Source organism: Microcoleus sp. B4-C1, from assembly GCF_036705285.1.
GTDB lineage: Bacteria > Cyanobacteriota > Cyanobacteriia > Cyanobacteriales > Microcoleaceae > Microcoleus.
This window is the reverse complement of the sequence record NZ_JAUBUC010000016.1, coordinates 78,833-100,948: the sequence shown is the minus strand read 5'-3', so window position 1 is coordinate 100,948 and position 22,116 is coordinate 78,833. Positions and strand designations below refer to the sequence as shown.

Below are 22,116 nucleotides of genomic sequence, written 5' to 3'. Positions count from 1 at the left end.
ACTCCGACGCCGACAACTGAGACTCCAACTCCGACGCCGACAACTGAGACTCCAACTCCGACGCCGACAACTGGTACTCCAACTCCGACGCCACTCACTACAGGAACAGGCGGCACAAACAAATTCCCGATCGGATTACCGAAATCTAATGAAACTCCTTTGGGAATAACGGAACCTAACAATCAGATTCTTAGTATTCCCACGGTAAATTTTTCCCCAGCTACTTACCAAGTCAATGAAAGTCGCACAGGAACCGTTCAGAAACAAATTACCATCACTCGCACTGGGGATCTAAGCAACTTTTCCACGGTGTGGCTAGAACCTCCTACTGGTTCAGCGAGTGGGGGAATAGATTGGAACTTTGGCCCCAATTTCTCTCCTCAACTCACCTTTAACCCAGGCGAAAATAGCAAAACTTTGACAATTGACATCTTACCGGATGGTCAATTTGAGGGAACAGAAGAAATCGTGTTTCGGATCGCCAGTGGGGATAATAATGTCAATATCGGCACCCAAAACACTGCTACCTTGCAAATTTTGGATGCTCAGGGGCCTCCTACAATTAATTTTTCCCCAGCTACTTACCAAGTCAATGAAAGTCCCACAGGAATGGTTCAGAGGCAAATTACCCTCACTCGCACTGGGAATCTAAACAACTTTTCCACGGTGTACCTAGAACCTCCTACGGGTTCAGCGACTTTCGGAACAGATTGGAATACCCCCAATTTCTCTCCTCAACTCACATTTAACCCAGGCGAAAACCGCAAAACTTTCACAATTGACATTTTTGGGGATGGTCAATTTGAGGGAACAGAAGAAATTGCGTTTCGGATCACCAATGGGGATAATGCCATTATTGGTCTCCAAAATACTGCTACCTTGCAAATTTTGGATGCTCAGGGGCCTCCTACAATTAATTTTTCCGAAGCTACTTACCAGGTCAATGAAAGTCCCACAGGAATGGTTCAGAGGCAAATTACCCTCACTCGCACTGGGAATCTAAACAACTTTTCCACGGTGTACCTAGAACCTCCTACGGGTTCAGCGACTTTCGGAACAGATTGGAATACCCCCAATTTCTCTCCTCAACTCACATTTAACCCAGGCGAAAACCGCAAAACTTTCACAATTGACATTTTTGGGGATGGTCAATTTGAGGGAACAGAAGAAATTGCGTTTCGGATCACCAATGGGGATAATGCCATTATTGGTCTCCAAAATACTGCTACCTTGCAAATTTTGGATGCTCAGGGGCCTCCTACAATTAATTTTTCCGAAGCTACTTACCAGGTCAATGAAAGTCGCACAGGAATCGTTCAGAAACAAATTACCCTCACTCGCACTGGGAATCTAAACAACTTTTCCAGGGTGTACCTAGAACTTCCTACTGGTTCAGCGACTTTCAGAACTGATTGGGACGTTCCGCCCAATTTCTCTGGTGAACTCACCTTTAACCCAGGCGAAAATACCAAAACTTTCACAATTGACATTTTTCCGGATGCTCAATTTGAGGGAACAGAAGAAATTGCGTTTCGGATCACCAATCGGGATAATTCCATTATTGGCACCCAAAACACTGCCACTCTGAAAATTATCGATGCTGAATCTACACTCAACAACCGCCCGCCGGTGGTGACTAATTCCATCAGGAATCAAGGTCTTGGCATTTTCCGCAGCGACTTCAATTTGACTCTTTCTCCAGACACCTTTACTGATTATGATCCAGGTGACAGCCTCACTTACTCGTACTCCATAACTCCAGACCCGAACTTCCTCCCCATCGGGCTGACTCTCGACCCCAATACCGGCACCATCATTCCACCCGATTGGCTTAAGTTCGACCCGAATACGCTGACCTTTAGCGTGGATTTCGATGTGGCAAATGTCCCCTCAAACATCTATTTCCCAATTAAGGTGACAGCAACGGACAATGCTGGTGCCAGTGTCAGCGACGAATTTATCCTGGCATTCAATGCCATTCAGGGCCTTGCAATTGACGGTTATATCTCCGGTGCTACTGTGTTCCTAGACGCCAACAAAAACGGCATACTCGACACCAACGAACCATCCACCACCACTAACAGCAAGGGTGAGTTCAATCTCAACATCCCCTTCGACATTTTCGACACCAACAAAAACGGAGAAATCGACCCATCAGAAGGCAATTTAGTTGTCACAGGAGGCACTGACACCGCCACCGGCTTACCCCTAGAAACACCACTCACCGCACCACCAGATGCAAGTGTAGTAACACTCCTAACCAGTTTAGTCGCCGACTTAACCGACAAAGAAATTGCACCCGAAGAAGCTCAATCTTTAGTCAAAGCCGCCCTTTCTCTCCCCGCTGAAGTTGACCTAACTAGCTTAGATCCAATAGCAGCGACCAACAACAACCAACCAGGGGGAGTCGAAGTCTTATCCGCAATGGTGAAAGTCCAAAACTTCATCACCCAAACTAGCGGTTTGATTGACGGTGCATCCAGTGCAGCTAACAACGATATTGTCAAAGCTGTTGTCAGCTCAATTACCAATCAAATTGAATCAGGTACAGTCTTAAACCTGAGTAATGCAGCAGCTTTAGAACCAATCATTCAGCAAGCAGCCACGAAAATCCAGCAAATAGACCCCAGTTTCAACTCTCAACAAGTCAGCCAAATTACATCGCAATCCGCGACAGTAATGGCAACAGCCAATCAGCGCATTGATGCGGCTGTCTCCAACCCAACAGGAACATCAATTCCTGAATCACTTGCCCGCCTCCAACAAGTAGCCTTGGGCCCAACTACTCAAGAATTCAAAGAAGTTGGTACGGGAAATAAACCAATTTCCCAGCTAGTTGCTGACAATACTGGTACTGCTTTAGATAGCAGAATTGAAGCTGTAGTATTGCCTGTTGGGATTGCCACTCCTGTTGTCAGCGGTGATGCTGATTTGGGCAGCAATTCCCCGGATGCAATTCTCGGTACAAATGGCGACGATATCCTGACGGGCGACAGTGCGAATAATGTGTTGATGGGGATGAGGGGCAATGATTCCCTCGATGGAGTTCTGGGGAATGACACTATTTTCGGGGGCAAAGGTAGCGATACAATCCTGGGGAGTAGCGGTGATGATGTCTTGTTTGGCAACCGTGGTGCTGACTTTTTGAATGGTGATGATGGTAATGATATTCTTTACGGAGGGAAGGGCGATGATTTACTGGCGGGCGGTTTGGGAATTGATACTTTGGTAGGAGGAAGGGGATTAGATAAATTCCTACTCTCTACCAATTCCGGTACTGATACGATTACTGACTTTGAAGTCGGTCAAGACTTGTTAATATTGGGTAACGGGTTGACTTTCTCGCAATTGGCAATTGCTCAAGATAGCGGTTCGACTTTAATCCGGTTGGCACAAACAGGGGAGATTTTAGCTTCTCTCAATGGTGTTTCTGCTAGCAGTATTAGTGCTGCTAATTTCGGATTGATTTGAGAATTGGGCAGGGAAACGGCATTGCCCATTAGTGTCAACTTAAGCTTTTAGTCCGTTAGTCTTCTCGCTCATCCGTGAGTCCGCCAGGGGTTGAAACCCCTGTCTAATAGCTAAAGTCCTCTTCAGAGGACTAATGAGTTCTTCAGTCCTCATAGCGAGGACTTTAGCTTTGAGACAGGGAATTCATTCCCTGTCGGACTATCGGTTTTACCTTAAGTTGACACCAATTGGGCTGTTGCCGTGTCCTCAATTGCCGTGTTCTCGATCCTTATATCCGATCGCCCAATCGGGCAATTTCATCATCCAATCCGGTTGATTTTACCCATTACCCGAAATCAGGATGCGGCTGTGCCGTGTCCCTACAATCGATCGCGTGATGCTTACATCCGAGCGAGGAAAATTGATTATTTTGGGGTAGGGAAACGGCAATGCCGTGTCCTTTGTTGCCTTCAATCCGCGCAGGCGGATTTTGTCTGTGTAGACGCGGTTTCAACCGCCGAGTATCTGTATAAAATGCGGATTTAATCTAACATTCCAAATCAGCACCGCTGATATCGCATTCCCGGTAACTGCGAAACTAATCCCAACAATTCCAACTGCAAAAGTATACTAGAAACCGTTCCCGCTTCTAATCCCGCTGCTTCCACAATTACATCAAAAGAAATCGGCCCAGAGTCGATCGCACTTAACACCTTAGCCAATTCCGGCTCCAACGGCGGCCCTTGCTTCTCAACCGTCGGATTTGGAGGAAATAGCGACAACTGCTCGGCTCTATCCAATTTTGGCATAGCTCCGAGCATTTCCAACAACCTGTCTTCGCTTAACAGTCGATCGCTACTCGGCAGAATCGGATGAGCACCTTTACTCAGCAACTCCAAACACCCAAACGAACGCTCATCATCCAATCTTGCCGTCAAAACATACACATCCCGGCAAAAATCATTCGCTTGATAAGCAGTAATTAAAGCACCCGATTTATGCGGAGCTTCTATCACGATTGTAGCGCGACTTAAGCCAGCAATTATGCGATTTCGGCGAGGAAAATTAGTTTTATTCGGTTGAGTACCCGCCGGATATTCACTAATTACCAATCCCTGCTGCAAAATGCGATCGCACAACCTCTCATTTTGTTTAGGATATACAATATCTACTCCCGTCCCCACCACTGCGAAAGTCCTTCCTCCCGCCTCCAAACAGCCTGTATGAGCCTCTGTATCAATGCCCGCCGCCAATCCCGAAACCACAGTAAAACCGCTTCTAGCTAAAGCCGTACTAATTTTGCGAGTCCACCTTCTGCCGTATTCCGTTGGGCTGCGAGTACCAACCATTGCCACCGTCGGCGTAATTCCTTGATTCTCTTTGCGATCGACATTACCACGATAATACAACACTGGTGGCGGATTGGGAATTTCCAATAATAAGCGGGGATAATCTGAATCGGCGGGCGTCCAAAAACTGGGATTTTTTATAAGATGTTTTTCGAGAAATTCTTCAGGATTGAGTTTAGTTCGTTCTTGGGAAATTGTTTCAATTATCTGCTTACCAAACCCTTCAACTCGCATGAAATCTACTGGTTTGGCCGTCCAAGCTTCTGCCAAACTATTGAAATTTTGGTGCAATCTTTGCAACAAAATCGGCCCGATACCGTTAATTTGCGACCATGCCAACCAGTAAGCGCGTTCTTCTACCAAGGAGTTACCCTCAACTTATATGAAAATAATTTTATCATTTTTGGTTGAATATATAGAAATCCTAAATCATTTGTAAATTTCTTACTCCCTCCCCGAACCCGCGGGGAGGGTTGGGGTGGGGCAAAAAAATACTACTCCTGCAAAGATTGCTAGAAATATTTTTTACGAACCGCGAAGGCGCTAAGAAGGCGAAGAAAATTAAGAGGGAGGTTGACAATTACTGGCTAAGCTTTCCAATCAACGAAACGCACGTAAATATAACCAATAATTTCTCCGATCACAGTCCGAAAACCTTCACTCGATTTCCACCATTCTTGGGGATTGTAATCTTGCGGTTCAGCAGCTATAATCCCGACTTTAATGTCAGGATTCAGCACTTCTTTGAAAATAATCCAACTTCTGCGGGCGTGAGGGCCAAAAGAATAAAGATTAATTGACTCAACTTTTATGGCAGAAGCACCTAGCCAATCCCGAAGTGCGATCGCAGAAGCAGCAGTGCGGTGTTTGAGAACACTCGCTGCTGGTACTGCTACTACTTTGTTTTTATCAAATCCTAGCGCAATACAAGTCGCGGCAGCTAGTTCGGCATAATTTTTATATTCAGCAAGATAGTAGCCTTTACTTAAAGGAACTCCTGTGGTAACTAATTGGCGGTATTCGCCTTTTTTGAATTCGGCGATCGCACTTTCGATCGCATAATCCGGCAACCAGCCTTCCACAACCAATATATCTGCTTTAATCGGCGCATTTACCGCCAAAAATGGATGGATATTTGTGAGAATTAAGATCATTGCAATTATTAATCCCATCAGAGCAATTACCCAGCCTTCCCTGGTAACTGCCCACATTTCTCGGCGGCGGATTAGACGAATTCTCATTTTAACTCGATCTAGATGTTTTCAGGTATGGAGGCAGATTCGGCGAGACTGGGGAAGAGGGAAATAGTGGGAAAGTGATAGAATTTCCCAATACCCCATGCCCCATTCCCAATGCCCCATTCCCAAATTATTGGTGTTTCAGATACTCAAAAACGCTTTTATCCCCGATATCCTGCGGCATTGGTTGAAAAAACTTACGCACAGCAAAGATGATAAACAAAGCCGCCCAAACGGCCAGCAAAAATTGTTCATTTTCGGCTGACAAAAATCCGAAAATATGTCCTAAAATTAATAGAGGAACTCCCGGAGTCAAAAACTTAGTTTCGAGGCGATTAAAGCAGAATGCTTCCTTAAAATAAATGCCATTTAAGGCTGCAAAAGTAAAGCCAATGCCCCACAACGTCGCGGGATGTTCGTACACTGCTAAAGCTAGAGGTTGGCTGCTTTGTAGGGCCACAAACAATGCTGCCGCGCCGCCGATCGCCCAAAACGCCTGTAGTGTTCGATGCAGCGCGATCATGTAAATGTGAATAGTTGCCAAGCTGACGCCTAAAGCTATCCAGAAACAAGCAAAAACAGGCGTTACAGCTTGGATTGCCATCGGGTTGTCGCCCTGTTGCAGCACCAGAGTAGTGCCGATCGCAAAACACAGCGCCGCCACCCCCAATCCGGCGCGGTAAATCAACACTCCCGTGCGATCGTTTTGAGTAATCGTAAACTCGCCGAATTGTCCTTGATAGACTGGCGATTCATCAGGTGATTTCAGTAGTTGCATTACAGCTTCCTCCTATCAGACACAATGTACTTCTGCCAAGATATACTTTATTGATAAACCGAGCCAGCGAGACCGAGCGATGCCTAAATTTAACAAGCCTAAACTTAACCAGCCTAAAGTTAACAAATCTAAAGTTAACAAATCTAAAGTGGACGATCGCCCAGAGCAAAGCCAATCCCTTCCTTCACAATCCGAACTTCCTCCAGTTCAGCTTGATGAAACCATTGTAGCAGGCAGAAGACCCAAACCGGTCAACGACTTTCAGAGGCTGCTGGAGGAATTATCCGAATTGAGAGCGGGGTTCGATCCAGAAATGTTAGCGCATCTCGATGAAAATCTCCCATTTAATACCAAGCAATTTGAAACTAAAATCAGTAAGATTTTGGGGTCAAAAAATATTGATTTCAGCCTAAAAAATTCAGTCAAATATCTAGAATACATCAAGCAAAATATTCAACTACCCTGCCACGTTACCGGCATAGAAGAGTTTGAATGGGAAGAAGAATATACAATGGGTTCGGGCAGCAAAAAAGAATATGCACGGCTCAAAAAAACTCAACCTTCTTATACTGATAGATTCACAATTAATCAGTTGGATGATTTGGTGATTCAGGAAGAAGGCATATTTGTGGAAGTGCAGCGCCTCAGCGATCGCCAAAAGTTTATGTTGCCTTTATCTGAGTTAGAATCAGTTGATGTAATCTCCCGCAACAATCAGTTATTAGATGATTATGCCGTGTGGTTTATCAATTATTAAGGAAGAGTGGAAAAGTGAAAGAGTGGGGGAGTGGAAGAGGCGAAGACTGGGAGAAGGGGAAGAGCGAGGGATGGGAAAAATCTTCCTTCTTCCTTCTTCCTTCTTCCTTCTTCCTTCTTCCTTCTTCCTTCTTCCTTCTTAATTAAATGGAAGCCGGCAAGTGCGATCGCGAAACCAAAGCCAAAGCTTCAACCAAACTGCGAACAGCCGCAATCATCGCCACTTCGCTATTAAGTTGGCTGACAGCAGAACCGACACCAACACCAGCAGCACCGGCTCCAATAGCGAGCGGTGCGGTGACGCTGGAGATGCCGGAAGCGCAGAGTACGGGGACGGATACGGCGCGGGAAATTTCAAAGGCTGCGGCCAAAGTAGGCGCTGCTTTTTCAATTAATCCCAAGGTGCCAGCGTGAATTGGTTGAGCGCTGGTGCCACCTTCGGTTTGGATGATATTAGCCCCAGCTTTGACTAATTCAATTGCTAATTGCACTTGTTTGTCGAGGGTCAAAATGTGGGGAACTGTCACAGAAAGAGTGATGTTTGGAAATAGCGATCGAGTTTCGCGAGTCAACTCCAAAACTTCCTCAGCTTCAAAGCGGCGGCCTTCTGCGTAGAAAGCATCAAAGTTACCAATTTCAATCAAATCAGCACCAGCTTCTACTGCAGGCACAAACTTTTCCGGTTCCACGGCAGATACACAAATTGGCAAACTTGTCAACTGTTTGGCCATCAATACCAAATCGCGATCGGCAGCAATATCAACAAAGGAAGCACCGCCGAGATCCGCTGCTTTGACGACAGCCGCAACGTTGGCGGCATCAAAATTATTTAAACCGCTGATAATTTTCAGGGCGCGACCTTGCTCAAAAGCGCGCTGCAATTTAGAATTTACACTCATCGTTAGTTTTCCAACTCAAAAAATTTCTTAGACTCATTTTGACACAAATTAGAAGAATTTTTGATTTTTAATTCTTAATTTTTAGTTACTACGAGGCTGTCGAAATTTGTAAACATCTTTGATAACTTGTGCCCAGCCGTCAGAGAGAGATTCGAGAATACGAGAGCCCTTTTCTTTCGTCGCCGCCGTCGCATCGCCCAACACACCGCTTTCAGTCAACTCTCGCGTCAGCCAAGCAAAAGGCAAATTCCCTTCCATACTCAGCAAACTGTCTGTTGGTAAACCCTGCGGGTACTCGCAAACGGCCAGTTCCATTTTCACCTGTTCGGGCAAAATTGCCAACATCAAACTCGTTTCTGCATCACCCGCGTGAATCCCCAACTCCAACTCCTTGGCAGTTAATAATTCAGCAGCCACATTAGGAACGCGCCAAACAAACAGCGGAAAAACCGAAAAATCCTGATATTTTTGATGAATATCCCGCGCCGCAATTTCCATCACCTGTGGCTGTCCGCCGTGACCATTCATTAACACTAATTTCCGAAAGCCAGCCTGATAAATACTGTCTGCAATTTCACTGATTACTACTAAAAGCGTCTGAGCATTGAGCATAATTGTACCGGGAAAATGGCAGTGTTCGTTCGACTTGCCATAGTACAAAGGTGGCAAAGCATAGGCGGGAATATTTGCCTCTAACTTTGCCAGGGCTTTGCCTGTAACTGCCGCGCTAATTGCCGCATCTACAATTAAAGGCAAATGAGGGCCGTGCTGTTCGATCGCACCTAGCGGCAGAATTATCACAGTATTTTCCTTATCCGGCATAGACTGAATTTCTCTCCAAGTCAGATATGGAAAAAAGCGCGATTCTGGAATGAAATTGTGCATAAGGCGGCGACAAGAGTAAAGGCAACTAAGGCAATCCACTAGCCTGAAAAATAAAAAGTAATTACCAAGATAGATAACTAATTTTGTCTCTGGGTAAATGCTATAATTTGTAGCAGATGGTTGAAGAGGGCGCTGATATACGCTCGCCAGCTCAGACCGAAAGACATAGAGACCACTAATTGATGGAAGCTTGGCACACCCCACAAACTAATTTAACCGACATTCCGATCGCCGATGAACTGTCGCGCCGCATCCCTCGATCGCACGATCAAAAAGCAGAAAACCGAGCGCTGCAAACGCTGGCTCGACAATTGGCAACCTCACCCCACACGCTGCTCAAAACACTGGTGGCGATCGCTCAAGATTTGTGCGACGCAGGAAGCGTCGGAGTCTGCTTGCTAGAAGAAAATGCAACTTCCGAACAAATCTTTCGGTGGGAGGCCTTAGCGGGAGCGTGGGAAGCAGCAGAACATAGAAACACACCCCGCAAATTGCGTTTGTCGGGAACCCCGATCGATCGCCAAACTCCTCAGCTTTACTTCGCTCCAGAAAAATACTTCACCGACTTACAGCAGCTAGAAAAGCCGATCGCCGAAGCGTTAGTCGTGCCACTGCAAGCAGAAAATCAATCGCTGGGGGCAATATGGATTGTATCTCACGATTCCGATCGCCAATTCGATGCCGAAGACTTGCAGATCGCGATCGCCCTAGCAGACTTTGCCGTTGCCGCCATACAAATCGATCGCGCCAATCAAACCAAAGAAGCTTTGCGAGAAAGCCAAGAACGCTGGCAGCTAGCCTGTGCCGGCAACAACGACGGCATTTGGGATCACAACCTGCAAACAAATTGCCAGATTCTGAGCGATCGGTGTTTAGAGATTTTGGAACGTCAGCCCGAAGAAGTCAAGGAGTTCAGCCAATTTTTGAGCTACATTCATCCCGATGATTTGGAGATAATGCAAATCAATTGGCAGCAGCACTTGCGTCGAGAAACCTCACATTACTGCTGCGAGTACCGGGTTCGCTGTCCAGACGGCCGCTACAAATGGGTTTTAGCAAGAGGGCGAGCAATTTGGGACGAGTCAGGCAATCCCCTGCGGGCTGTGGGTTCCGTGACAGATATCACGGATCGCAAACAAACTGAAATTGCCTTGAAACAAAGCGAAGAACGTTTGAGCGTCGCCATCGAAGGCTCAGGCATGGCAACCTGGGATTTTGACGTGCGAACACATCGAGTAATTTGGTCGGCGACCCATTTCAGCATTTTGGGCTGCGAACAGACACCGGGCGGCGAAGCAAGCGCGGCTGTTTGGCAAAACTGCGTGCATCCAGATGACTTCAAGCAAGTCATGCAAGCAGCCAAAACAGCTCGCCAAACGCGATCGCTCTACTCCCCCGAATACCGGATCATCCGCGCCGACAACGGAGAAATCCGCTGGTTGAGCGCGTTCGGGCGCTATCTCTACGACGCAGCAGGCGAAGCAGTGCGGTTTATCGGAGTATTATTTGATGCTACCGATCGCAAAAAAGCCGAGCTCGCCCTACAAGAGAGCGAACAAACCGTGCGGCGTCAACTTGTAGAGATAGAGTCGCTCTACCAAACAACTCCCGTGGGTTTAGCCGTTTTAGACACAGATTTGCGGTTCGTGCGGATCAACCAGCGGTTTGCCCAAATGAACGGCTTGGCCGTACAAAGGCACATCGGCCATACCCTGCGCGAAATTGTCCCCGACTGGGCAGACACAGCCGAACCTTTGTTGGGACACCTTCTAGACACCGGAGAACCGATCCGGAATTATGAACTCACCGGTGCAACTAGGGATCAACCCACAGTTGTTCGCACTTGGCTCCAGAATTGGTGGCCGCTCAGAGACAGGGGCCCAGAGATTGTGGGGATTCATATCGTGGTACAGGAAATTACCGCTCGCAAAATGGCCGAACTCGCCTTGCAAGAAAGCTACAACCGTTTCCAATTAGCTACAAGGGCGATCGACGGCATGGTGTTTGAGTGGGATTTGGCAGCAAACTCAGTTTACCGTTCCGAGGGACTGTGCTCGATCGTCGGTGTCTACCCAGAGGATGCAACGGCAACACCAGAGTGGTGGAGAGAACGCATCCATCCGGTCGATTTGGCACGCATCCAAGCCGGGGGGCAATCAATCTTGACTATTCCCGATCGCTATGAAATCGAGTACCGAGTCCGGCACGAAGATGGGCGCTGGATCGATGTTTCGGAACGCGGCTGTTTGATCCGCAACCAGCAAGGTGAAGCGACCAAAATAGTCGGCTTCACCAGCAACATTACCCCGCGCAAACAAGCAGAAGCAGCACTGTGCGATCGTGAAACCCACCTGCAGTTGATTCTCGACAGCGCCAAAGACTACGCCATCTTCACCCTCGACATCGGCGGACAGGTTACCAGTTGGAACGCAGGGGCCCAGAGATTGCTGGGCTATTCCGAAACTGAAATCGTCGGGCAGCACGGACGCATCATCTTTACTCCAGAAGACTCTGCTGCCCGAAAGCCGGAAGCAGAAATGCACATCGCCCTGACTCAGGGAAAAGGAGAAAACGAGCGCTGGCACCTCCGCAAAGACGGCAGCCGCTTGTGGGGCAGCGGGCTGGTGATGCCCCTGCGTGACGCAGACGGCGAGGTGCAAGGTTTCCTGAAAATTATGCAGGACAAAACCGAGCGCCGGCAAATAGAAGAAGCACTGCGGCACAGCGAAAATCTCTACCGCACCCTCGCCGATGGCGTCCCGGAATTAATGTGGATCAACACCGCCGACGGCAGGTTAGAGTTTTGCAACCAACACTGGAAAACCTATACCGGCATGAGGCCAGAATTGCCGATGCTTGCGCCGGTGCTGCAATTATTTCATCCTGATGATCTGCCAGCAGTTGTCGCCACGCGCACTCCTGCGATTGCAGCCGGGGAAGCCTACGAATTCGAGTGTCGGGTACGCAGGTTTGATGGTAATTACCGCTGGCATCTAGCGCGACTTGTACCCGTCAAAGACAGGAAGGGAAAGGTGGTGCAATGGGCTGGTATCGGCATTGATATTGACGATCGCAAACGAGCAGAAGAAAGCTTAGCAGAAAGCGACCGCCGCTTTCGCTTCCTGGCTGAGTCGCTGCCCCACCTGCTTTGGAACGTAAGTTCCGGCGGGGAAATTCGCTTTACCAATCAACAACAATGGTTGGAATATCTGGGAATGTCTTACGAGGAAGCGGCTCAAAGCAATTGGCAATCCCTAGTCCCGCCCTCGGATTTGGCAGAATCTTGGGCCCGCTGGGAAGAATGTCAAATCACCGGAGAAGTTTATCAAATTGAGCTGCGCCTGCGGCGGGCAGTAGACCAGATGGAACGCTGGCATTTGTCCCGCGCCGTGCCAATTCGCGACGCAGCGGGCCAGATTGTCGAGTGGATCGGCACAAACACCGATATTCACGATCGCAAACAAGCCCAACTCAACGAGCAGTTTCTCTCCGATCTCGAAGCCCGCTTGCGACAGCGCTTCAACCCCACAGAAATGTTGTGGGAAGCCATGAAAAGTCTGGGAGAATATTTAAAGGTCGATCGCTGCATCTGGCACGAAATCGATTTAGAAGCCGATCGGGCAATTGTCCACCAAGACTGGCACCAGTCCGACCTGGCCAGCACCGTCGGCACCTATCAAATCTCAGACTTTAAGACGCCAGAACTGAAAGCCCTGTCTATGGCAGGTCAAACACTTGTCATCTCAGATATCGCTAATTACCCCCATACAGCGCATTTATTCGATAACTACGGTGCCGTGTCGATTCGTGCTTTGGTCGATGTTCCCTGCCTTCAGGAAGGGCGCTGGGTGGCTCTTTTGCTGGTGACATCAAGGGTGGTTCGGCACTGGCGGCCCGATGAAGTTTGGCTGATGCAAGAAGTGGTGGCTCGCCTCTGGACGGTGATCCTGCACGCGCGAGCTCTGCATGAGCTGCACGAAAGCGAGGCTCGGTTCCGCGCTCTAGCTGACAACATCGCTCAGTTGGCTTGGATGACAGATGCTGCTGGGGGGATTTTCTGGTATAACAAACGCTGGTTTGACTACACAGGCACCACCCTAGAAGAAATGCTAGGCTGGGGCTGGCAAAAGGTACACCACCCGGAACACCTCGATCGCGTTGTGGAAAAATTTAGGCGCTGCCTTGAAACAGGCGAACTCTGGGAAGATACTTTCCCCTTGCGCGGCAAAGACGGATCGTACCGCTGGTTTCTCTCCCGCGCCGTGCCGATTCACGACGAGCAAAACAATCTGCTGCGCTGGTGTGGCACTAACACCGATATTACCGATCGCAAAGTTGCAGAAGCGGAACGGGAACGCCTTCTAGCCCGCGAAAAGGCAGCGCGGGAAGAGGCAGAACGCGCTAACCGCGTCAAAGACGAATTTTTGGCTGTTTTGTCCCACGAATTGCGGACTCCCTTAAACCCGATTATGGGCTGGGCGAAGCTGCTGCAATCGAATCTTCTGACACCCCAAAAGCAGCGTTATGCCTTAGAGACGATCGAGCGCAACGCCAAACTGCAAACCCAGCTTATCGAAGATTTGCTCGACGTGTCGGGGATTCTGCAAGGCAAGGTTAGCTTGAATATTGCACCTGTGGATTTAGCCGAGGTCATCGGCGCTGCTATTGAAACGGTGCGTCTGGCGGCCCAAGTCAAGTCGATTCAAATCACCACTCAATTTGCACCGGATCTGGGCCCGGTGTTGGGCGATGCGGGCAGACTTCAGCAGGTAGTCTGGAATTTGCTGTCAAATGCCGTCAAGTTCACCCCGCCGTCGGGCAAAATCCAAGTCGTTCTCGATCGGGTTGACACTAAGGCCCAAATTACTGTAACTGATACTGGAAAAGGTATCGAACCTGATTTTCTGCCCTATGTATTCGACTACTTCCGGCAAGCTGACAGCTCGATGACGCGCAAGTTTGGCGGATTGGGTTTAGGATTGGCGATCGTCCGCCATCTCGTCGAACTCCACGGTGGCACGGTGAAATCCGCCAGTCCCGGCGAAGGAAAAGGTGCAACCTTGACTGTCAGGATACCTCTGATGCCCATCCCATCTCAGACAAGTCCTGCGGGAACTGCGGCGCCGGATCAATCCTTCAATTTGAGCGGTGTCAGCGTGTTAGCGGTGGATGATGAGGCGGATGCGCTAGATTTAGTGGTTTTTCTGCTTGAGGAGTGTGGGGCAAGCGTTACAGCAGTTGCTAACGCCGCCGATGCCTTGGCGGTTTTAGCCCAGTCTGTGCCGGATTTGCTGTTGAGCGATATTGGAATGCCCGATACCGACGGTTATATGTTGATGCGACAGGTTCGGGCTCTGGCGCCCGACAAAGGGGGACGGATTCCGGCGATCGCCCTCACGGCTTATGCTGGAGAAATTGACTATCAGCAGGCCCTGGCTGCGGGGTTCCAGCGACACATTTGTAAGCCTTTAGACCCCGAAAAGTTGGTGCAGGCGGTTTGGGAGGTACTCGATCGATCGGGCAAAAACCTTATTTAAAGTCTTTTTGTGTCTGAAAAGTCTTTATTTAATGAACCGCGAAGACGCAAAGAACGCAAAGGAAGAAGGGAAGAAGATAGGAAGAAGTTAATAATCTCAATTCCGCTTATATCTGAGATATTGCACCATTGTCAGGAACAGGCTTTCCGGCCTGTTCCACAAAAAGTGAATTTTCTTGTGGAACAGGCCGGAAAGCCTGTTCATAAAAATCTGATTGACAATGGTACAATATTTCAGATGTAACCAATTTTATTGTCGATCGATCGCGCATCATCTCCAATAAAAAAACCCCACAGATGGAGGTTTTTTGATGATTATTGGTACTGATCGGACAGGTTAAAACATCCTGTCCCTGCATGATGCCCACAGCCCTAAGACTCAATTCTTAGCGGTAGTCAGTACGCACGGCGGGCTCGCGTTCACTCGTTGTACTTGTATAGCGGACATTTTCTTCACGTTTGCGGGGAATCAAACCCAACAAACCAGACAAGCCTAGCAGTCCCAACCATCCCCAATCAAAATCGCGATCTGTTTCAGCATTGTAGACATCGGAGCGAGGAGTGGTGGTGGTTGTAGTGTTGTTAGTACCGCCAGTTGTATCTGTCTGAGCTGAAGCAGGCAGATGAGCTGGTGCTAGGGCTAAACCAGCAGCTATAATACCTGCACCGATTGCTTTGGATAAATCAGAACGTTTCATAATTCAAATGCTCTCTGTTGGCTAAAATCTTTAACTATCAAAACTATATCGATTGGCTTTTAAAGTTAAATCCACCTCTAGCAGTAAAGATGGTTATGTTCCACCTATAACTACAGATTGATATCAAATTTTTAGCAGGCACACAAAATGAAATATTGCTCGCGGAGGCACTCCGGTACTAGAAATAGGGGGTCTGGCACCTCACTCGGTTATGACGCACTCCGGCAGTCCCGACAATAGACAAGGTGTTGTTTACAAAAAAAGGTAAACTCAGATATTGCACAGACAACTGTTGGAAGTCGATCGACGGAGATAGAAACTTTTGGGTATAGAGCTACGCAGCTACGTATTTCTAGACAACTTGCAGCCACAGCACGCAGCATACATCGGCACAGTCGCCGCCGGATTCTTGCCGCTGCCAGGGGATGCGTCGCTGTGGATAGAAATCTCGCCCGGTATCGAAATTAACCGAATTACCGATGTCGCCCTCAAATCTGCCTCCGTGCGCCCCGGAGTACAGATAGTCGAACGCTTGTACGGACTTCTGGAAGTACACTCGAGTCAGCAGGGGGAAACGCGGGCCGCAGGTAAAGCAATTCTAGAATTCATCGGAGTCCGCAGAGAAGAATGTATCAAACCACGAGTGATTTCCAGTCAAATTATTCGCAATATTGATGCCCACCAAACACAATTAATCAACCGCACCCGGCGCGGACAGTTGCTGCTGGCGGGACAAACGCTTTACGTCTTGGAAGTAGAACCCGCGGCCTATGCAGCGCTGGCGGCTAATGAAGCAGAAAAAGGCGCATCTATTAACATCTTAGAGGTTCAGGCTGTAGGCAGTTTCGGACGGCTTTACCTCGGCGGCGCAGAACGAGATATTATAGCAGGTTCCCAGGCAGCAATTGCGGCGGTGGAAAGCGTGACGGGTCGAGAAAATCCAGCAATTTTTGGTCGCAAGGAATAGCCGTTTAAGGAGAGGCAATTATGGCAAACACACAGCATTTAGCGCTGTTAAAAAAAGGTGCAGTTAGTTGGATTGAATGGAGAAATCTCAACCCAAATATAGAACCGGATCTCAGTGAAGCTAACCTCGCCGAAGCAAATCTCAGAGGTGCGTATCTTTGGCGATCGAACCTTTTTAAAACAGATTTGTTTAAGGCTAAATTAATTGCGGCAAACCTTGCTGAATCTAATCTTAGTTTAGCAAATCTTGCCGGAGCGCAACTGCTGGAAGCTAATTTAATTAAAGCTAATTTAACTGGAACCAACCTCCAAGCGGCTGACTTCAGAGGATCTGATTTGAGCGGTGCTAATTTAATTGGCGCGGACATTAGCGGTGCCAATCTCCAACAAACCGATTTTGGAGAGGCGAATTTAATCGGTGCGGTGATGTTTCGAGTTAATGCGATGGGCGCGAACCTCAACTGTGCTAATCTCAGTCAAGCCAATCTGACTCAAGCCGAATTGATTGAAGCACATTGCTATGCAGCCAATTTCTCTAAAGCTAACCTCGCAGAAGCTCACTTCACTGCAGCATATCTTTTCCGGGCAAATCTCTGTTTTGCACAGTTGAGCGCGGCAGATTTCCGGTGGACAAACCTTGGCAAAGCTGATTTGAGAGGGGCTAATTTGACTGGGGCAAATCTCCGAGGAGCGAACTTGGCGGGAGCTAATTTGGGCGAAGCTATTTTGAAAGGAACAATCATGCCTGATGGCAGCATTGTTTCATCATAAGTTTGAGCAACGGAGGACACGGCATTGCCGTTTCCCTACCCCAAAATAATCGATGGCGCTCGCGAGAGATGTAACTATCGCCCGATTAATTGCAGGAAACGGCATTGCCCATTGGTGTCAACAAACACGTTAAACCGATATTCCGACAGGGGTTGAAACCCCTGCCTCAAAGCTGAAGTCCTCGCTTCAGAGGACTAAGGAATTATTCAGTCCTCTTTGAGAGGACTTTCGCTATAAGCCCCGTGGAATTCATTCCCTGGCGGACTGCCGGGTAGGCGGGAGGACTAGCGGACGAAAAGCTTAATTTGACACGCCTGGGGCATTGCCGTGTCCTGACTGTGGGTAATATTAATTAGGATGCAACCGGAAACTTATACCGAACTGGCAGTTAATTTCTACCAGGGGGCGATACTTGATAAAGTCCTCTAACGGGCCCTGGATCAGTCGGTGAATCTTGCTGCTGTCTTGGAAGTGTAAACTGATCTTGGAGTCCGGCGGGAGTAGGGAAACAGCCGCTTGGTTGAGGTCCTAGCTGGCAAGCAGCAGGGAGTGCCATGATTGAGGCATCGAAGGGATTGACTGCATCTGGGACGCGGAGAATCGGGTCGCTGGAAACTTGTCGCTGCATGACTCGTCGGTAAAGGCCGCTGAGGCGACTGGCATCCCGCTCGATTTCTTTTTCGGGAAAGGCAACGACGCCGCTGGGGGAACCGATGCCTAAATAGTCGCCCAAGTAACCTTGCAAGCTGACGTTGTGGTAAAAGTCTCCTGAAGCTTCAAAGTATTGTCGGTTGAAGTCGTCGGCAATCGGGTGAAATCGCTCTGTTTGTGCTTGAGCTGGTTTGACGTATGCCATTGCGGCAGAGGCGACAGCGAGAATCAACGCGCCGCTTAGGCTTTTTAACTTTTGACTCATATATTTGGGCCTCCTTAATTAATTCCGATTCCAATTTGACACTCCCTGACCTAAAGGACAGGGATTCTTAATTCAGCGACTGACCTTAAAATGTTGCGTCCTTTCGGCAATCCTTAAACTTTTCAACCGTGCAATTGCACCAATTGACGAGCTTAACTCACAACCACCCCAGAGGGTCTATCTCCAAAAGCGTACTAGGATACGAACCTAGAGTTCGGGTGTGCCCCACCCTACTTGATTGAAACAAATTATTGATTTTCTGGTGGGTGAGAATGCGTTGATTCCCCAGCTCTATTTTACAAGGTTTTCGCTACCCTTCTTTTTGCTTTTAAAAAGCTTTCAGGTTCGAGGGGGCCGACTAAAAGCCGCTTCACAACCGCCCACCTTGGGAATTACAACCATGTGTATTCTATCAAAAAGCCGTCAATCGATTTTAGATTTTAGATTTTAGAATTGAAGCATTGACCGCACGGATAAATACGTTCGGCAAGTTTCATCGGAGACAGGTTTTTTATTTCTGGGTCCTGAGTTGGCGCGTTGGAATGAATCCGGGGGCTTTTATCCTGGATGCCTTCGGTCAAGCGAAAGACGGGATTTTCAACCCAATTTTTTGATAAACTGATTATCGGCGGATTATTTGTGTTTTTTATAGGGTGTGAGTTATGGATGCTGCGGATTTAAAGGTGTTGCGCGATCGACTTCTAGATTTGCTGTGCGAGTTTGCCTATCGCGAAGGCGATTTTGTGCTGTCTTCAGGGCAGAAAAGTTCTTATTACATTAACTGCAAACCGGTGACGCTGCACGCTGAAGGTGCTTTGGCAACGGGACGTTTGCTGTTGTCGATGCTGTCGTCGGATGTGCAAGCTGTGGGCGGTTTGACTTTGGGTGCTGACCCGATTGTAACTGCTGTGAGTGTGGTTTCGGCTTTGGAAGGTCGATCGATTCCGGCGCTAATTGTCAGAAAGGAGACGAAGGGACACGGGACAATGGCGTACATTGAGGGGCCGCTGTTGCCAGAGGGGACGAATGTGGCGGTTTTGGAGGATGTGGTGACGACGGGTAAGTCGGCGATGCAGGCGGTGGAAAGGCTGCGGGCGGCTGGTTATAAGGTCGATCGCGTGTTGTCGCTGATTGACAGAGAGCAAGGTGGTGCCGAGTTTTATCAATCTGTTGGATTGGACTTTGAAACAGTTTTTACGATTAACGATCTGCAAAAGTGGATGGCTAGCAAAAAATAGGCAAAAGTGCGATTCCCCTCGTTACCAGGTTCTACCTGGTAACGCAGATGCTTTCGCTCTGCCTCATGTTAAAAATGGTGCAAGATATCAATCTTAACCACCCAGTTTAAGGCTATGCCAAAAATCCGTTTTATTGACTTATTCTCAGGAATAGGCGGCATGAGATTAGCGTTTGAATCCGCCGCTCGTTCCTTGAATCTGCAAACAGAATGCGTATTAAGCAGCGAAATCAACCCCGACGCTCAGTTAGTTTACCAGAAAAACTTTGCCGACACACCTTTAGGCGACATCCGATTAATTGACAAACTGCCTGAACATGAAATTTTACTAGCGGGATTTCCTTGTCAGTCTTTCTCCTATGCTGGCAAAAAAGAGGGCTTTGGAGACACCAGAGGCACCCTATTTTTTGAGATTGCAAGGTTAATTGATACCTTTAAACCTCAAGCATTTATTTTCGAGAACGTGCGGGGGCTTGTCAGCCACGACGGCGGCAGAACCCTCGAAACTATTAAGGGCGAAATCAAAAGCCGAGGTTACAGCTTCGATTATTTTTTGCTCAACAGCTCTAACTTTAGTTTACCTCAGAACCGCGTCCGAGTTTACCTAGTAGGAATATTGAATGCTTCGCCCAAATTAGGGTTAATTACCGACTTAGGCCCAAAAGATTCGCATTCCTCTAGTCATCAACAGCTATCGTTCTTTTCCCCGTTAAGTCAACCTGTCACAGTTGCAGATATTTTGGAAGACAATCCAGATCCAAAATATGATTGTTCGCCAGAATTTGTTAATGCCTTGAAACAAATAGTTAACAATGATTTCAGTCGCTTGCACGGTAGGCGGCTAATTGACTATCGCGGTGGCAATTCGATTCATTCTTGGGAACTGGGTTTGCGAGGCGAGTGCAGTTTAGACGAAATTGAATTAATGAATCTTTTTATATTGAAAAGGCGCAATAAAGAATTTGGAGCTGACCAAGATGGCAAGCTATTAACTAAAGAGCAAATAGCTACTTTTTTTGCTCATCCCAATCTCGATGAAATCCTGGATTCCTTGGTAAGAAAAAAGTACCTGCAACGGAACAACAATCAATACAAACCTGTATCCGGTAATTTTTCCTTTGAAGTCTATAAATTTCTCGATCCACATAAAATTTCGGTAACAATTGTTGCCAGTGATGCTAATAGATTAGGAGTTTACTATCATAACCGAGTCCGCAGGATTACTCCCCGCGAGGCGGCGCGGTTACAAGGTTTTTCCGATAGTTTTATTTTGCATCCTAATGATGAGAAAGCTTATCATCAACTGGGTAATAGTGTAAGTATTAATGTAGTTAAAGCTGTTGCTCTAGAAGTTATCCAGAATGTTTTGTACTCTACCAAACAAAAAGTTAGCGCCCGGTGAATTGGGAAGGGTGGGCGGAGTGTTTCCGCTCACCCTAGCAACTAGCTTTGCGCTACAGGTTCCTTAGCCAAAAAATTATCTAATTCCGCCAAAGCATCGGCATCAAGGTTAGATCGGTGTTTTATGGGGTGGGATTAGAAACTATGTCTGCTCTAATTTTATCAAAATCAGCTCAGGCACTTGGAGGACAAGGGAAAATAAAGTTTTCGGTGCTAAACAAGCGCAAGCTTTCAGGTTCAGAATCTATACCAATCGGCTGATTTTAGCAGAGCGAAATTATAACCTGAGTGAGATATTAACTAGAGAAGATTGTTTTAATATGTTAGATGACGACGCAAGGAGAAGCAGTAATGATTTTACCTGCATCTATTAAAGAGAAATGGAAACTACTGGCAACAGCCTTTATTTTTCCTCTGACACTAATTGGTGTTGGCATTCAGCCACAACCGATTCAAGCACAACAAAATCCATCGAAGACTAATGTTGCTGCTTTGCCAGATGGTATTTACCTGTACGGAGATTCGCCACAGCCCAACCAAGTTCTTCAAAACTATATCGTGTTTCAACGCCAGGACGATCGCGTCGTTGGTGCAATCTACGCGCCGCGATCGGATTTTGCGTGCTTCACTGGTAAAATTCAGGGAAATACACTGTACGGGAAGGCAATCTCAGCCGGAAAAGTTCAAACAGTTGAAATCAATACTCAGCTAACAAATCTGCATTCTATTCGCGCAATTAGCTCAAACGATCGCCGCATTCTTTCAACGTGCCAACAGACAGCGCGAGCTAACATCTCCAGGTAAATCTTTTACTTAGCTAAAATGGTGCATGAGGCTGGCGGTGCGTTACACGGCGTTAACGCACCCTACGAATTGAAAATTTCTCGTTTCTCGTTACCAGGCTCTGCCTGGTAATGAAGATATAGAGGCTCTGCCTCCCTTAAAAAATAGTACAAAATATGAGTTTTTACCGCCAACTTAATGGCCCTGAAAAAAATCCGTTTTATTGGCTTATTCTCAGGAAGAGACGGCATTAGATTAGCGTTTGAATCCGCCGCTGGTTCCTTGAATCTGGAAACAGAATTCGTATTAAGCAGCGAAATCAATCCCGACGCTCAGTTAGTTTACCAGTACAGGGTAGGCCGCTAATTGACTATCGCGGTGGCAATTCGATTCATTCTTGGGCACTGGGTTTGCGAGGCGAGTGGAGTTTATACGAAATTGAGTTGATGAAGA

At 47.6% G+C, this 22,116-nt stretch carries 16 protein-coding genes; 9 read left to right on the top strand and 7 right to left on the bottom strand.

The features are described from left to right. Positions 1–3,471, top strand: a 3,471-nt coding sequence (locus QUB26_RS09405) for a Calx-beta domain-containing protein (protein WP_333317669.1), incomplete at its 5' end; no start/stop codon positions are given. Positions 3,472–4,010: 539 nt separating this feature from the next. Here the strand turns inward: QUB26_RS09405 and dprA are convergent. The 3 genes from dprA to QUB26_RS09390 all read right to left on the bottom strand — a co-directional run bounded on the left by dprA (position 4,011) and on the right by QUB26_RS09390 (position 6,815). Next, complete coding sequence (gene dprA / locus QUB26_RS09400) at positions 4,011–5,162, bottom strand: DNA-processing protein DprA (protein ID WP_333317667.1); 1,152 nt, start codon at positions 5,160–5,162, stop codon at positions 4,011–4,013. A 224-nt stretch (positions 5,163–5,386) separates the two neighbouring features. Continuing rightward, positions 5,387–6,040: a YdcF family protein gene (locus QUB26_RS09395; protein ID WP_333317665.1), complete on the bottom strand. Its 654-nt coding sequence runs from the start codon at positions 6,038–6,040 to the stop codon at positions 5,387–5,389. A 127-nt stretch (positions 6,041–6,167) separates the two neighbouring features. Then, positions 6,168–6,815 (bottom strand): DUF2301 domain-containing membrane protein, encoded by a 648-nt coding sequence (locus QUB26_RS09390; RefSeq protein ID WP_333055172.1) that lies wholly within the window; start codon positions 6,813–6,815, stop codon positions 6,168–6,170. Positions 6,816–6,894: 79 nt separating this feature from the next. Here QUB26_RS09390 and QUB26_RS09385 point away from each other — a divergent pair, with 79 nt between their 5' ends. Next, a complete protein-coding gene (locus QUB26_RS09385; RefSeq protein ID WP_333317664.1) occupies positions 6,895–7,572 on the top strand; it encodes a calcium-binding protein in 678 nt (225 codons plus the stop codon). A 142-nt stretch (positions 7,573–7,714) separates the two neighbouring features. Here the strand turns inward: QUB26_RS09385 and QUB26_RS09380 are convergent, their stop codons facing one another. Next, complete coding sequence (locus QUB26_RS09380) at positions 7,715–8,470, bottom strand: DUF561 domain-containing protein (RefSeq protein ID WP_333317662.1); 756 nt, start codon at positions 8,468–8,470, stop codon at positions 7,715–7,717. A gap of 81 nt (positions 8,471–8,551) precedes the next feature. Further along, the gene (locus tag QUB26_RS09375) at positions 8,552–9,355 is read right to left on the bottom strand and encodes a creatininase family protein (RefSeq protein WP_333317660.1); all 804 of its coding nucleotides are present in this window, start codon (positions 9,353–9,355) and stop codon (positions 8,552–8,554) included. A 182-nt stretch (positions 9,356–9,537) separates the two neighbouring features. Between QUB26_RS09375 and QUB26_RS09370 the strand changes: the two genes are divergently transcribed. Next, positions 9,538–14,892, top strand: coding sequence for a PAS domain S-box protein (locus QUB26_RS09370; RefSeq protein ID WP_333317657.1), 5,355 nt, complete (start codon positions 9,538–9,540; stop codon positions 14,890–14,892). 385 nt (positions 14,893–15,277) lie between these two features. Here the strand turns inward: QUB26_RS09370 and QUB26_RS09365 are convergent, their stop codons facing one another. Next, complete coding sequence (locus QUB26_RS09365; protein ID WP_333244502.1) at positions 15,278–15,589, bottom strand: WGxxGxxG family protein; 312 nt, start codon at positions 15,587–15,589, stop codon at positions 15,278–15,280. Positions 15,590–15,911: 322 nt separating this feature from the next. Here QUB26_RS09365 and QUB26_RS09360 point away from each other — a divergent pair, with 322 nt between their 5' ends. Next, the gene (locus tag QUB26_RS09360) at positions 15,912–16,556 is read left to right on the top strand and encodes a hypothetical protein (protein WP_333084286.1); all 645 of its coding nucleotides are present in this window, start codon (positions 15,912–15,914) and stop codon (positions 16,554–16,556) included. Between the two features lie 20 nt (positions 16,557–16,576). After that, positions 16,577–17,326: a pentapeptide repeat-containing protein gene (locus QUB26_RS09355; RefSeq protein WP_333244505.1), complete on the top strand. Its 750-nt coding sequence runs from the start codon at positions 16,577–16,579 to the stop codon at positions 17,324–17,326. Between the two features lie 388 nt (positions 17,327–17,714). On the opposite strand, the gene QUB26_RS09350 is transcribed toward QUB26_RS09355, so the two are convergent. Beyond that, complete coding sequence (locus QUB26_RS09350) at positions 17,715–18,242, bottom strand: hypothetical protein (RefSeq protein ID WP_333244507.1); 528 nt, start codon at positions 18,240–18,242, stop codon at positions 17,715–17,717. 662 nt (positions 18,243–18,904) lie between these two features. Between QUB26_RS09350 and pyrE the strand changes: the two genes are divergently transcribed. The 4 genes from pyrE to QUB26_RS09330 all read left to right on the top strand — a co-directional run bounded on the left by pyrE (position 18,905) and on the right by QUB26_RS09330 (position 22,029). Further along, complete coding sequence (gene pyrE / locus QUB26_RS09345) at positions 18,905–19,480, top strand: orotate phosphoribosyltransferase (protein ID WP_333244510.1); 576 nt, start codon at positions 18,905–18,907, stop codon at positions 19,478–19,480. Positions 19,481–19,594: 114 nt separating this feature from the next. Beyond that, a complete protein-coding gene (dcm, locus tag QUB26_RS09340; RefSeq protein ID WP_333317655.1) occupies positions 19,595–20,881 on the top strand; it encodes a DNA (cytosine-5-)-methyltransferase in 1,287 nt (428 codons plus the stop codon). Positions 20,882–21,207: 326 nt separating this feature from the next. Continuing rightward, a complete protein-coding gene (locus QUB26_RS09335; protein WP_333317653.1) occupies positions 21,208–21,684 on the top strand; it encodes a hypothetical protein in 477 nt (158 codons plus the stop codon). Positions 21,685–21,861: 177 nt separating this feature from the next. Beyond that, positions 21,862–22,029: a DNA cytosine methyltransferase gene (locus QUB26_RS09330; protein ID WP_333244522.1), complete on the top strand. Its 168-nt coding sequence runs from the start codon at positions 21,862–21,864 to the stop codon at positions 22,027–22,029. Positions 22,030–22,116: the final 87 nt, after the last annotated feature.